This is a genomic window from Micromonospora sp. IBSANI012, from assembly GCF_052814045.1.
The window spans coordinates 1,512,045-1,525,471 of sequence record NZ_CP199933.1 but is presented as its reverse complement, the minus strand read 5'-3'; the positions used below and the strand labels follow the sequence as shown (position 1 = coordinate 1,525,471).

13 protein-coding genes are annotated in these 13,427 nt (G+C 74.1%); 3 read left to right on the top strand and 10 right to left on the bottom strand.

Translation table 11 applies throughout. The annotated features are described in order from the left end of the window. Nucleotides 1-58: 58 nt before the first annotated feature. The 8 genes from mutM to rsmD form a co-directional block, all read right to left on the bottom strand. Nucleotides 59-916 carry a bifunctional DNA-formamidopyrimidine glycosylase/DNA-(apurinic or apyrimidinic site) lyase gene (gene mutM, locus ACTWM8_RS07230; protein WP_446213132.1) on the bottom strand — a complete coding sequence of 286 codons (858 nt, stop codon included), beginning with the start codon at nt 914-916 and terminating at the stop codon, nt 59-61. Beyond that, nucleotides 909-1,748: a ribonuclease III gene (gene rnc / locus ACTWM8_RS07225; RefSeq protein WP_446213131.1), complete on the bottom strand. Its 840-nt coding sequence runs from the start codon at nt 1,746-1,748 to the stop codon at nt 909-911. The genes mutM and rnc overlap by 8 nt, the downstream gene beginning before the upstream one ends. Nucleotides 1,749-1,800: 52 nt before the next feature. Further along, the gene (locus ACTWM8_RS07220; protein ID WP_446213130.1) at nt 1,801-2,775 is read right to left on the bottom strand and encodes a phosphate acyltransferase PlsX; all 975 of its coding nucleotides are present in this window, start codon (nt 2,773-2,775) and stop codon (nt 1,801-1,803) included. Between the two features lie 116 nt (nt 2,776-2,891). Continuing rightward, entirely contained in the window at nt 2,892-3,065 is a 174-nt protein-coding gene (rpmF, locus tag ACTWM8_RS07215; RefSeq protein WP_088646032.1) for a 50S ribosomal protein L32, read from the bottom strand. 5 nt (nt 3,066-3,070) lie between these two features. Next, a complete protein-coding gene (locus ACTWM8_RS07210) occupies nt 3,071-3,634 on the bottom strand; it encodes a YceD family protein (protein ID WP_446213129.1) in 564 nt (187 codons plus the stop codon). A gap of 109 nt (nt 3,635-3,743) precedes the next feature. Then, nucleotides 3,744-4,241, bottom strand: coding sequence for a hypothetical protein (locus ACTWM8_RS07205; RefSeq protein ID WP_446213128.1), 498 nt, complete (start codon nt 4,239-4,241; stop codon nt 3,744-3,746). Nucleotides 4,242-4,375: 134 nt separating this feature from the next. Next, complete coding sequence (gene coaD, locus ACTWM8_RS07200; protein ID WP_088963528.1) at nt 4,376-4,864, bottom strand: pantetheine-phosphate adenylyltransferase; 489 nt, start codon at nt 4,862-4,864, stop codon at nt 4,376-4,378. Further along, on the bottom strand, nt 4,861-5,424 hold the full coding sequence (gene rsmD, locus ACTWM8_RS07195) for a 16S rRNA (guanine(966)-N(2))-methyltransferase RsmD (protein WP_446213127.1): 564 nt from the start codon (nt 5,422-5,424) through the stop codon (nt 4,861-4,863). Before rsmD ends, coaD begins: the two co-directional genes overlap by 4 nt. 316 nt (nt 5,425-5,740) lie before the next feature. On the opposite strand from rsmD, the gene ACTWM8_RS07190 reads away from it, so the two are divergent. Together ACTWM8_RS07190 and ACTWM8_RS07185 are read left to right on the top strand one after the other, a co-directional pair. Beyond that, nucleotides 5,741-6,994: a cell wall anchor protein gene (locus ACTWM8_RS07190; RefSeq protein WP_446213126.1), complete on the top strand. Its 1,254-nt coding sequence runs from the start codon at nt 5,741-5,743 to the stop codon at nt 6,992-6,994. A gap of 303 nt (nt 6,995-7,297) precedes the next feature. After that, the gene (locus ACTWM8_RS07185) at nt 7,298-8,242 is read left to right on the top strand and encodes a cell wall anchor protein (RefSeq protein WP_446213125.1); all 945 of its coding nucleotides are present in this window, start codon (nt 7,298-7,300) and stop codon (nt 8,240-8,242) included. Nucleotides 8,243-9,002: 760 nt separating this feature from the next. On the opposite strand, the gene recG is transcribed toward ACTWM8_RS07185, so the two are convergent. Continuing rightward, on the bottom strand, nt 9,003-11,204 hold the full coding sequence (gene recG / locus ACTWM8_RS07180; protein WP_446213124.1) for an ATP-dependent DNA helicase RecG: 2,202 nt from the start codon (nt 11,202-11,204) through the stop codon (nt 9,003-9,005). Next, the gene (locus ACTWM8_RS07175; RefSeq protein ID WP_446213123.1) at nt 11,201-12,826 is read right to left on the bottom strand and encodes a DAK2 domain-containing protein; all 1,626 of its coding nucleotides are present in this window, start codon (nt 12,824-12,826) and stop codon (nt 11,201-11,203) included. Before ACTWM8_RS07175 ends, recG begins: the two co-directional genes overlap by 4 nt. 215 nt (nt 12,827-13,041) lie before the next feature. Here ACTWM8_RS07175 and rpmB point away from each other — a divergent pair, with 215 nt between their 5' ends. Next, a complete protein-coding gene (rpmB, locus tag ACTWM8_RS07170) occupies nt 13,042-13,233 on the top strand; it encodes a 50S ribosomal protein L28 (protein WP_088963534.1) in 192 nt (63 codons plus the stop codon). Nucleotides 13,234-13,427 lie beyond the last annotated feature (194 nt).

Genomic DNA, 13,427 nt, shown 5'->3' with positions numbered 1-13,427 from the left:
GCGGATCTGCGGGACGCCGGGGGACGGCACACCGGCGCAACCCCGAGCCGGCTCGGGGTCACCCCTTCAGGGCGCCCCGGGGCCGCGGCTGACACCGCGGGCAGCTGAACGACGACCGGTTCATGAACGACTCGCGCCGGATCGGCGTACCGCACCGCCGGCAGGGCTCACCCTCGCGGCCGTACGCGTTGAGCGACCGGTCGAAGTAGCCGCTCTCGCCGTTGACGTTGACGTAGAGCTCGTCGAAGCTGGTGCCGCCCTGCTTGATCGCCTCGCCGAGGACGTCGCGGACGTGGCCGAGCAGCCGGGTGGCCGCCGGCGCCGTCAGCGCGTCGGTCGGGCGGGCGCCGTGCAGCTTCGCCCGCCAGAGCGCCTCGTCGGCGTAGATGTTGCCCACCCCGGAGATCAGCGTCTGGTCCAGCAGCGCCCGCTTCACCTCGGTACGCCGTCGCCGCAGCGCCGCGACGAACCCGGCGTCGGAGAACTCCTCGTCCATCGGGTCCCGCGCGATGTGCGCGATCTCCGCGGGCAGCTCGGCACCGCCCTCGCTGACCGAGAGGCCACCGAAGGTGCGCTGGTCGACGAAGCGCAGCTCCGGACCGTCGTCGGCGAACCGGAACCGAACCCGCAGGTGCAGCTCGTCGGCCGCCGCGATCGGCTGGAGCAGCAGTTGGCCGGACATCCCGAGGTGGCCGATCAGGGCGTCGCCGCTGTCCAGCGGGAGCCAGAGGTACTTGCCACGCCGGCGCACGTCGGTGACCGTACGACCGGCCAGCACGTCGGCGAAGTGGGCCGCGCCGGGGACGTGCCGCCGGACGGCGCGCGGGTGGCGTACCTCGACCGAGGTGATCCGGCGGCCGGTGACCCACTGGGCCAGGCCCTGCCGGACCGTCTCGACCTCGGGCAGCTCAGGCACGGCCCAGCCCCGCCTCGGCCGGGTCGGTGGCCGCCCCGGCCTCCGCCGCCGCCCGCTCGGCCCGCTCCTGCTCGGCCCGCTCGGCCCGCTCCTGCTCGGCCCGCTCGGCCTGCTCCTTCTCGGCCTGCTCGGTCAGCTCCCGCCAGGCCGCCTCGGCCGCCCGCTGCTCGGCCTCCTTCTTGCTGCGCCCCTCGGCCCCGCCGTAGCGGTTGCCGGCCACCACCACCCAGGCCGTGAAGGTCTTGAGGTGGTCCGGTCCGGTGCCCTCGATGCGGTACTCCGGGACGCCCAGCCCCAGCGCGGCGGTGAGCTCCTGGAGGCTGGTCTTCCAGTCCAGCGCGGCGCCCCGGCCGGCCGACTCCGCCATCAGCGGGTCGAAGAGCCGGTGGATGACGATCGCGGCGGTCTCCAGGCCGTACTGGAGGTAGATCGCGCCGAGCAGCGCCTCCAGGGTGTCGGCGAGGATGCTCGCCTTGTCCCGGCCGCCGGTGCTCTCCTCGCCCTTGCCCAGCAGCAGGTACGCGCCGAGCCCGTCCGGCCCCAGGCCGCGCGCCACGTCGGCCAGCGCGCGCATGTTCACCACGCTGGCCCGCAGCTTGGCGAGCTGCCCCTCGGGCAGGTCCGGGTGGTTGCGGAAGAGCGCGGTGGTGATCACCACCCCGAGCACCGAGTCACCGAGGAACTCCAGCCGCTCGTTGGTGGGCAGACCACCGTTCTCGTACGCGTACGAGCGGTGGGTGAGCGCGCGCTCCAGCAGTTCGGGCTCGAGCGTCACACCGAACGCCGCCTCGAGGTGACCGACGGGAGCACGCCGCCGCTTGTCGTTCGTCATGTGCCTACCTCTTCGTTCGGAACTGCCGGGGGCGCGAACCCCGTTCTCGCGCTCACGGGCGTACCTCGTCGGTGCGGTCCACGGCCGGCGACCCGACGGCGGCGCCGTCGAGCAGCGCGCGGACCCGGTCGCTGGCGCCCCGCCGCCACAGGTGGGCGGCGAGGGCGATGCCGGAGGCCACGTCCTCGGCTCCGGCGGCGCCGTGGCACACCACCACCGTCCCGGCCACCCCGAGCAGGGCCGCCGCGCGGGGGGCACCGCCGCCGGCGGGCGGGCCGCCGGCCATCGCGTACGCGCCCTCGATCGCCTTGAGCAGCACGTTACCGGTGAACCCGTCGGTGACCACCACGTCGGCGCGCGCGCCGAGCGCGACGTCGTACCCCTCGACCAGGCCGACGTAGCGCGCCCCGCAGGGCAGCGACGCGGCGGTGAGCAGGGCGTCGGCGGCCTTGCGGGGACGGTCGCCCTTGCCGGCCTCCGTGCCGACCGAGAGCAGGCCGACCCGGGGCCGGTCGACGGCGTGCGCGACCGCGGCGTAGGCGGCGCCGAGCACGGCGTGCCGGGCGAGGGTGAGCGGGCGGGGTTCCAGGGAGCCGCCGACGTCGAGCAGGACCACCGGGCCGGCGACGGCCGGCAGGGTGGCCACCAGGGCCGGCCGGCGGACGTCGGCCCAGCGGCCGAAGCCGAGCGCGGCGGCGGAGACGGTGGCGCCGGTCGAACCGGCGGAGACCAACGCGTCGGCGGCACCGTCGCGGATGGCGGCGACGGCCGCTCGGACGGTGCTGTCGGCGCGCGGCGCGTGGTGCGCCGGGCCGGCGGCGGCCCGCACCGGGCGGACCGTCGTCCGGGCGCGCTGCGCCGGGGTGAGGGCGTCGGTCACCGCGGCCGCGACCTCGGTCGGGCCGACGAGCAGCAGGTGCAGGTCCGGATCGGCGCGTACGGCTCGCAGAGCGCCGTCAACCACGACGGCGGGGGCATCGTCCCCGCCGAGGAGGTCAACGGCGATCCGCGCGGTGCCCGGCTCCATCGGAACGCCGGCCGGAGCAGGCCGGCCGGCGTCGGAAGGAGCCGGGGCACCGGGCGATCGCCAGGGTGCGCGCGCCACCCGACCCGTGGTCGGGGGCGTCACTCGGCGTCCAGGTCTCAGACCTCGAGGACCTGGCGGCCGTTGTACGTGCCGCAGACGGAGCACGCGGCGTGCGGCAGCTTGGGGGACTTGCACTGCGGGCAGGCCACGGTCGCGACCACGGCCGCCTTCCAGTTCGCCCGGCGGGACCGGGTGTTGCTGCGCGACATCTTGCGCTTCGGGACGGCCACGGTTCCTACTCCTCTGTACGGTTCAGTTGCGACAGGCCCGCCCAACGCGGGTCGATCTGCTGGTGACTGTGGTCGACCGGCAGATCGTCCCAGTGCACCCCGCACTCGGGGCACAGTCCTGGGCAGTCCTCCCGGCAGAGCGGGTTGGTCGGCAGCGTCAGCACCACCGCGTCCCGCAGCGCCGGCTCCAGGTCGATCAGATCGCCCTGCATCCGGCCCACCTCGTCCTCGTCGGTCGTCTCGTCCGTGGCGCTGTTCTCGTACGCGTACAGCTCCTGGACGTTCACGACCACCGAGTCGTTGATCTGGCGCAGGCACCGGCCGCACTCGCCCCGGACGGGACCGCTGATGGTCCCGGAGACGAGCACGCCCTCGGACACCGACTCCAACCTCAGGTCGAGGTCGAGGTCCGCGCCCTCCGGCACGCCGATCAACTCCACGCCGAGGTCCGCCGGTGCCGGGGCGACCCGCTTGACCGTACGCAACGCACCAGGCCGACGCGGCAGGTCCCTCGTGTCGAGGACCAGCGGCGACCTGGGATTGAGTGTCGATGGCGAGTGTTTGGGCATAGTCAGACTCCGGCCGGTGAGAGGCCGACAAAAAAGGTTACCTGGGCGACCACCCCAGCGTCGAACCGGGGGCGACGCCCGCCCCGCGTGTCGGCTGGTGAGGTGCCGCTCAGAAGGGTAGCGGGCGTTCGGCCTCGTCCCCACCGAAGGTGCCGATCTCCCGCAGCGCGTGCATCTTGTCCCGGCCGCGCTCTATCGAGGCCAGCGCCCGGGTCAGGAACTGCTCGAAGTTGGCCAGCGCCGTGTCGACGTAGTCGTCGACCTCGTCGCGCAGCCGCTGCGCCTCGGCCCGGGCCTCGGCGATGATCCGGGCCCCCTCGTGCTCCGCCGAGACGGTGATCTCGTTCACCGACACCAGGCGGGCGTGTTCCGCCTCACCCTCGCTGATGATCCGGTCGGCCTCCCGCTTGCCGGCCTCCATGATCTTGTCCCGCTCCTCGAGGAGGGCGGCGGCCCGGCGCAGGTCGGCGGGGAGTTCGGCGCGCATCTCGTCCAGGACCGCGATCATCTCGCCCCGGTCGACCATGCAGTTGTTCCGCGACATCGGGACGGAGCGGGCCTGCTCCACCATGGCGATCAGTTCGTCGATGCGATCGAGCGGGTCCACCGGTACCTCACTCCCTGTCGTTCGTCGGCCGACCTACATGATGCGGGTTACGGCCGGGTTCCCGCTCCACACATGATGTCCTGCGCGGGCGAGCCCCGCCCGATCCACCCCGGCGCGGCGCGTCGCGACGAACGTCAGCCCCGGTGCTCCGGGCCGAGCCGGGCGACCAGCTCGTGGCGCACCAGGTCCGGCACGTGCGCGGAGATGTCGCCACCCCACTTCGCCACGTCCTTGACCAGGCTGGAGGAGAGGAAGGAGTAGAGCGGGTTGGTCGGCATGAACAGCGTCTCGACCCCGGCGAGGCCGATGTTCATCTGCGCCATCTGCAACTCGTAGTCGAAGTCGCTGACCGCCCGCAGGCCCTTGATCAGCACGCTGGCCTCCTGCGCCCGGCAGAAGTCGACCAGCAGGCCACGGAAGGACTCGACCCGCACGTTCTCGTACGAGGAGGTCACCTCGCGGAGCATGTCGATCCGCTCCTCGACGGTGAACAGGCCACTCTTCGCCTGGTTCACCAGCACGCCGACGATCACCTCGTCGAAGAGCCGGCTGGCCCGTCCGATGATGTCGAGGTGTCCGTTGGTAACCGGGTCGAACGAGCCGGGACACACCGCACGTCTCATGATCGGCGACCGTACCAAAGGGTGGTCTCGCCGTAACGGCGACTGCGCTCCGCGGTGACGCCCTCCACCCACTCGACCGGGCCGGTGCGGCTGGAGCGCTCCACCACCACCAGGGCTCCGGGGGCCAGCCAGTCGTGTTCCACCAGGGCGGCCAGCAGGGCGGTGATGTCGGCGTCGGGCACCGCGTACGGCGGGTCGGCGAAGACCACGTCGTACGGCTCGCCGCCCGGGCCCGCTGCGAGCACGCCGGCCACCTTGCCGGTGACCAGCCGGGCGGCGGGGGCGGCCCGGAGCGCGGCGACGTTCTCTCTGATCACGCGCGCGGCGCGCGGGTCGGACTCGACCAGCAGCACATGCTCGGCGCCCCGGGAGAGCGCCTCCAGCCCGACCGCGCCGGAGCCGGCGTACAGGTCGGCGAAGCGGGCGCCGACCAGGTCGATCTCGGTCTGCACCGCGCTGAACAACGCCTCGCGGACCCGGTCGGAGGTGGGTCGGGTGCCGGCGCCGGGCGGCGCGGCGATCCGCCGGCCGCCGAGCGTGCCGGCGACGATCCGGGTCACGGTCTACCCCTGCTCATGGCGATGACGCTACGCGACGGCCGGGCCGGCCCGGCCGACACGGTGCGTCCCGGATCGGCGCCTTCATGATCACTGCTGGTATATCAATGATCTCAGATTCATAACATGATCCTTAGCCCATCCTGAGCGCTGTAACCCCAACGACGATCCGTTTAGGGTCGGCCGGGTGCCGGCGACGCTCCGCCGGCCACGCGGCGCCGGGGAGCGCGCCGTCACCGGACGTGCCGCAAGGCGACCGGGACCAGAGCCACCGCCACCCCACGCCGCACCCTGACGCATCCTCACCCCGGGAGTACGCGTGATCCGTCCCCAGCCGTCGCTCCGGCGACCGCTCGCCGTGGCCGCCGCCGCGCTGGCCGGCCTCGCCACGGCCTTCGCCTTCACGGCACCGGCGAACGCCACCAACACGTCGCCCTCGCCGTCGGCCTCCCCGACCGTGACGGCCTCACCGAGCACACCGACGCCGCCGGCGCCCAACTGCGTCAAGGCCGGCGACGCGAGGTACACGCACACCTTCGACGGCCCGAAGGGCGAGGCCTCGATCACCCTGACCAACGGCCCGCTCTGCGCGGGCGAGCAGCAGGAACTGGCCCTGGTGTCGTACGTGACGCCGTCGGCGACATTCGCCGTGCCGCAGTACGTGCTGGACAAGTCGATCAAGAAGTTCGTCGGCGTGGCCGACGGCGAGCTGGGTGTGGCCACCCTGGACTTCCGGGTCGAGGTGCCGAACTGCCACACCCAGGTCGACTTCCTCTTCGGCAGCACGATCATCGACCCACTGACCGACACCAGCGACCGGTACGGCGACCGCAAGGTCGGCAGTTCCTCCGGCATCGGCGCCCGGTCCACCGGCCCGAGGGGCTGGTACAACGGCGGCTCGGGCAGCTGCTCGGCGGCGCCCGAGGTGATCGCCGAGTCCGACTGCGAGGGCAGCGTCGAGCTGACCCTGGTCAACCGGACCGGCAACGCCGCGGCGACCTTCACCATCACCGGCAGCGGCGGCTTCACCGAGACCGTCACGGTGCCCATGCGCAAGATCGAGACCCGGAAGCTCAACCCCGGGCAGGCGCAGGAGATCACCGTGACGGCCGCGGGCATGAAGGACTTCACCGGCGGCTGGCAGAAGCCCGAGGACTGCCAGCAGCCCGAGGTGGGCGCGCCGGACGCCGACTACGAGTCGACCTGCGACGCGATGACCTTCCGGATCAGCAACCCGGAGGACGGCGCGACCGTCACCTCGACCTTCACCCCGAGCAAGGGCGAGGCGAAGACGCTGACCGTCGAGCCGGGCCGTACCGGCTCCGTCAGCTTCACGGCCAGCAAGGGCCTCACCGTCACGGTGACCGGCGACCTGGACTCCGGCGGGCCGCTGGCCTGGGAGCAGCCGAAGGACTGCGCCGAGGGCGGCGCCGGCGGGGGCGAGCCCGGTGAGGGCCTGCCGGTGACCGGCGCGGCGGCCGGCGGCATCGCCGCGGGCGCGCTCGCCCTGCTGGCGGCCGGCGCGGTGCTCTTCGTCGTGGCCCGACGCCGACGGATCCGCTTCACCGCCTGATCCACTGTGGTCCCGTGGGGCGCGCCGACCGACCGGTCGGCGCGCCCTTCGCATGCCGGCCGTCCACCATGGAGGGCGCAGTCGTCCGGTGACGCTCGGTCTATCGATGATCTCGAAACGGCAACAACACCCGCCGGCGGCGGGAGCGTTCACTACCCGTCGGTACAGTCACCCGGCACGCTCGCGCTCGCGCGGACGCGCCGCGACCCCGGGGAGGTCGCGCTGAGCCACGACCGCTCGGCCCCGCCGGCTCCCGCCTCCCCGGCCGCACACCCCGCGAATCTCCCCCCGTCAGGAGTACACGTGAACCGCCTGAAGTTCCGGCGCGTCGCGGCGATCGCCGCTGGCACGCTGATCGGCCTCGCCGGCGTCGCAACGGTCGCCGGACCCGCGATGGCCCACCACCCCGAGCCCTCGGGCACCTACTGCGCCGCGCCCGACGGCAAGATCGTTGTCAGCTGGACCGTCGGCAACAGCGAGAGCGACCTCGAGGGCACCATCACCAAGCTCGACTCGACCGTGCCGGGTGGCTTCACCGGCGCGCTGGCGCTGAACGCGGTGCTGCCCAAGAAGGGTGACGGCCCGCTGACCGGCACCCAGGCCCACACCTTCACCGGCGCCCTGCCGGAGCTCAAGCTGACCGTCGAGGCCCGGTGGGAGCGGGGCGACCGGATCATCACCGAGGAGCGCACCGTCTCCGCGCAGCCGGCCGGCGACTGCGCCGCAACCGAGTCGCCGTCGCCGAGCGCGCCGACGCCGACGAAGTCCCCGGAGCCGACCAAGTCCCCCGAGGCCACCCCGTCGCCGTCGAGCACCAGCCCGACCGCGACCCCGTCGAGCACGGCCACCACGCCGAGCGAGCCGGAGGAGCCGGTGTTCCGGCTCGAGGAGACCTGCGACGAGATGACCTTCATCGTGGAGAACCCGGCGAAGGGCATCCCCTTCACCGCCACGTTCACCACCGAGAAGGGCGTCACCAAGAAGCTCGAGTCGACCCCGGGCAAGACCAGCTCGGTCACCTTCGACGCGTACAAGGGCCTGAAGGTCACCGTCTCCTACGACGTGGTCGAGGGCTCCGAGACCATCGAGTACACCCAGCCGAAGAAGTGCGACGAGGGTGAGGGTGGCGGCCTGCCGGTCACCGGCGCCGCCACCGGTGGCATCGCCGCCGGCGCCGTCGTGCTGCTGGCCGCGGGCGCGATCCTGTTCGTGGTGGCCCGCCGCCGCCGGGTGCGCTTCACCGCCTGAGCACCACCTGCCTGAAGCCGAGGGCGCGTCGACCAACCGGTCGGCGCGCCCTCGCGCCGTTCCCGCCCGCGCCGCTGGACCTGCGGGAGGCCCGGCCGGAGGCTCAGCTCGACCGGCGCCCACGCCGGCCGGCGCGGTCGGCACGGACAGCGCGGTCGGCACGGACAGCGCGGGCGGCACGGACGGCACGCACAGCGCGGGCGGCACGGACGGCACGCACAGCGCGGGCGGCACGGACGGCACGCACAGCGCGGGCGGCACGCACAGCGCGGGCGGCACGGACGGCACGGGCGGCGTGCAACCGGTGCCCGGTCCGCGCGGCCTGCCGCGCCCGTGCGGGACCACCTCACCCCCTGCGCGTCCTTTGGAGCCGATGACGTGAACGATTCAGCGTGGGCGAGTGCGGGCGATGCCCCCGGCCCGGCGTGGGAATGGCACGGGGCGCGGCTCACCCCGCCGGTCCACCAGCAACCCCACGGCACGGCAGGGGTGGTCGAAGCTGGCCGCCAAGAGGCGCGCGGAGCGGCGGCGAGGCAGGCCGCCGTGAATCGTCTACGTCATCAGCTCGAAAGGACGCGCAGGGGGTGACATGGCCTCGCACGGGGGGCGGACCGACAGCCCGACGATTCGGCAACGCCCGGGCCCACCCCGCCGGGGCGGCGCGCAGCCACACGAGACGCAGCCGCCCGGGGCGGCGCGCAGCCGCACCGGACGCAGCCGCCCGGGACGTAGCCGCACGGGACGCGCGACGCCCGGTCGGTCAGCCCTTTTCCAGGTACTCGGCGCGTTCCTCGTCCACCAGCGCGGCGACCGACGCGGCCAGCGCCGGGTGGCGGTCCAGCTCCGGGTCCTCCTCGACCAGGGTGATCGCCTCGGCGCGGGCGTCGCGGATCAGGTCGGTGTCGCGCAGCAGCGACAGCAGCCGCAGGTGCGAGCGGCGCCCCGACTGGGTGGCGCCGAGCACGTCGCCCTCCCGGCGCTGTTCCAGGTCCAGTTCGGCCAGCTTGAAACCGTCCGTGGTGGAGGCCACCGCGTCGAGGCGTTCCCGGGCCGAGGACCCCTCGGCGGCCTCGGACACCAGCAGGCAGAGCCCGGGGGCGGTGCCCCGACCCACCCGGCCGCGCAGCTGGTGCAGCTGGGAGACGCCGAACCGGTCGGCGTCCAGCACGATCATCACGGTGGCGTTCGGCACGTTGACGCCGACCTCCACCACGGTGGTGGCGACCAGCACGTCCAGGTTGCCGTCGGCGAAGGAACGCATCACCGCGTCCTTCTCGTCGGCGGGCAGCTTCCCGTGCAGGACACCGATCCGCAGCCCGTGCAGCGGTCCCTCGGCGAGCAGCGGCGCCACCTCCGTCACGGCCAGCGGGGGCCGCCGCCCGTTGTCGTCCTCCCGCGGCGGCTCTTCCTCGCTCGCCGGCCCTTCGCCGATGCGCGGGCACACCACGTACGCCTGGTGGCCGGCGGTGACCTCCTCGCGCAGCCGGCGCCAGGCCCGGTCCAGGAAGGCCGGCTTCTCCGCCGCCGGCACCACGTGCGAGGCGATCGGCGAGCGGCCCTGCGGCAGCTGGGACAGGGTGGAGGTCTCCAGGTCGCCGTAGACCGTCATCGCCACCGTGCGCGGGATCGGGGTCGCGGTCATCACCAGCACGTGCGGCGGCTGATCGGCCTTGGACCGCAGCGCGTCGCGCTGCTCGACGCCGAACCGGTGCTGCTCGTCGACGACCACCAGGCCCAGGTCGGCGAAGTCCACCCCCTCGTAGAGCAGGGCGTGGGTGCCGAGCACGATGCCGGCCCGCCCCTCGGCGACCTCGGTCAACGCCCGCCGCCGGGCCGCCGCCCCGAGCGAACCGGTGACCAGCTCCACCCGGGTGGCGTCGTCGGCCCCGCCCAGCTCACCGGCCATGGCCAGCGGCCCGAGGAGGTCGAGCATGCCCCGGTAATGCTGCGCGGCGAGCACCTCGGTCGGGGCGAGCAGCGCCGCCTGCCCCCCGGCGTCGACCACCTGGAGCATGGCCCGCAGCGCCACTACCGTCTTGCCCGAACCCACCTCGCCCTGCAACAGCCGGTGCATGGGGTGCGGGGTGGCCAGGTCGGCGGTGATCTCGACGCCGACGTCGCGCTGGCCGGGGGTCAGCTCGTACGGCAGCCGGGCGTCGAACGCGTCGAGCAGCCCGCCGGGCTTCGGCGGGCGGGGCCGGGCCGGCCAGGACGCCGCCCGGTGCTTGCGCTGCACCAGGGTGAGCTGGACGGCGAACGCCTCGTCCCACTTGAGCCGGCGGCGTGCCCGGTACAGCTCCTCCTTGCTGGAGGGGCGGTGGATCTCCCGCAGCGCGGTGCCGATGCCGACCAGGTTGCGCCCGGCCCGCACGGTCGCCGGCAGCGGGTCCTCCGGCGGGGTGAAGGTGTCCAGCACCACCCGGACGCAGCGGGCGATCACCCAGGTCGGTACGGCCGCGGCGGCCGGGTAGACCGGGATCAGCGCGCCGGCGAACTCCTCGATCTCCTCGCTCGCCGCCGCCTCGCCGTCGGTCGAATCCCCGAGGAGCTGGTATTCCGGGCCGTTGAGCTGCCGCTTGCCCCGGAACTCGGTGACCTTGCCGGCGAAGAGCCCCCAGCGCCCGGGGCGCAGCTCCCGCTCTCGCCACGCCTGGTTGCCGAAGAAGGTCAGGGTGAGCACCCCGCCGGAGCCGTCGCCGACGGTCACCTCCAGCAGGTTGCCCCGACGCTGGCGCATCGGCCGCACCGCCGTGCGCTGCACCTGGGCCAGCACGGTGACCTGCTCACCCACGTCGAGGGAGCGGATGTCGGTGTGCTCGCCGCGCTCGTCGTACCGGCGGGGGAAGTGGTAGACCAGGTCGCCTGCGGTGTGCAGGTCGAGGTGGCTGGCCAGGGCCTTGGCCGTCTTCTCCCCGACCAGCTTCTTCAGCGGCGTGTCCACCGTGGACTGCTCGGACGTCATTCGACCCCCACCAGGAGCGGATAGTGCGGCTGGCCGCCCGGGTACGCCTGCACCTCGACGAACGGCCAGCGCCGGCCGACGTGCGCGCGCACCGCGTCGGCGAGACCGTCCGGGGCGTCCGCGCCGGTGAGCAGGGTGACCAGCTCACCACCGCCGCCCAGCATCCGGTCGACCACCGCGGCGCAGGTGTCGACCAGGTCGGCGCCGATCAGGTGCACCTCCCCCTCCACCAGCGCCAGCACGTCGCCGGGGCGGCAGGGGCCGGCCACGGTGAGCGCCTCCCGGCTGGCGTGGCAGACCTCGGCGTACCGGCAGGCGCCGGCGGCCTCGGCCATCGCGATCACGTCGTCCTCGAAGCGTCGCCGGGGGTCGCGCACCGCGAGCGCGGCCAGCGCCTGCACCGGCGAGCGGGTCGGCACCACGCTGACCTTGATGCCCAGCCGGTGCGCCTCCTTCGCGGCGGCGCTCGCCACGGCCTGGGTGTTCGGGTCGTTGGGGAGCACCACCACGCGGGCCGCGTCGGTGGCGCGGATCGCGTCCAGCAGCTCGCCGGTGGACGGGTTGCCCGGCACGACCGTGGCGCCCTCGCCGGCGAAGAGCTCCGCGATGCCCGCGCCGGCCGCGACCACCACGGCCGCCCGGCCGTCGGCGGACGGGCCGGGCCGGGGCGCCGGCGCGGTCTGGTCGGCGAAGCGGGTCACCGAGATCCGGTACGGCCGGCCGGCGACCACGCCCGCCTCGACCGCGGCGCCGACGTCGTTGACGTGCACGTGCACGTTCCAGGTGGTGGAGGCCGCCGGTGAGGCGCCATCGCCGACCACCACCAGCGAGTCGCCCAGCCCGGCCAGCTCGGCGCGCATCCGGGCCACCGCATCGTGGTCGGCGTCGAGCAGGAACTGCACCTCGTACGCGTACTCGTCGGAGCCGGCCTCGCGGACGGTGGTGAGCGGCGGGCGGACCGCCCGGGTCACCGGCGCCGGCCGGGGTGGGCTCTCTCCGGTGACCACCTCGACCAGCGCGTCGAGCAGCAGGCAGAGCCCCCGGCCGCCGGCGTCGACGACGCCGGCCCGGGCCAGCTCGGGCAGCTGCTCCGGGGTGCGGGCCAGGGCGCGGGCGGCCTCGCCCGCCGCCGCCCGGGCCACCGTGCGCAGGTCGTCGCTGTCGGCCTGCTCGGCGGCCGTCGCGGCGGCCGCCACCACGGTGAGCAGTGTCCCCTCCACCGGGCGGGCGACGGCCGCGTAGGCCGCGTCGGCGGCGGCGCGCAGCGCGACGGCCAGCTCCCGGCCGGCCACGGCCGGGACGGGGGCGAGCGCGTCGGCCAGGCCGCGCAGGATCTGCGAAACGATCACCCCGGAGTTGCCCCGGGCGCCGAGCAGCGCCCCGCGGGCCATCAGCCGCAGCGCGTGCCCGTGCGCGGTGGGCCCGTCCCCCGGGAGAGTGTCGAGGTCCATCGCCAGCGCCTGCTGGGCGGAGGTGAGGGTGAGCACCATGTTGGTGCCGGTGTCGCCGTCGGGGACGGGGTAGACGTTGAGCTCGTCGATCTCGCCCTGGTGGCGCCGCAACGCGGTGAGCCCACCCGCGCACCAGCGGCGCACCGCGGCGGCGTCGAGGGTGTCAAGCACGGCCAGAAGCCTACTGTCGCGCACCGACACCCGCCCGGGCCGGACGGCCCGCCACGGCGTGTCTCTCCCGCCCGCCGTGCCGGTGGCCCGCTTCACACCCAGCCGGTCCGTCCGGGGCGGTTGGTCCGACACCCCGGTCATCGGGTAACCTGGCCAGGTTGCCCGGGCAGCGCCTGCCGGCGACCTCATGAACGTATCAATCCCAGGAGTATCCCGTGGCTAGCGTGTGCGACGTCTGTGGCAAGGGACCGGGCTTCGGCCACAACGTGTCCCACTCGCACCGGCGGACCAACCGCCGCTGGAACCCGAACATCCAGTCGGTGCGTACCCCGGCCGGTGGCGGTAACACCAAGAAGATGCAGGTCTGCACCTCGTGCATCAAGGCCGGCAAGGTCACCCGCGCCTGACGCGGTAACGCCTCCAGCTCGAACATTCGCCAGCACCGGCGGGCCGTGACGGTCCGCCGGTTCTGTCGTGTCCGGGGTCGATCGCCGCACCGGTGACCGGTCCCCGACGACTCTCTCGACCCGCCCCGGGCGCCCGGCTACGGTCTGCCTGCGCCGCCTGACCGACCGGTCTCCGGCCTCGGCGCACCGACGCC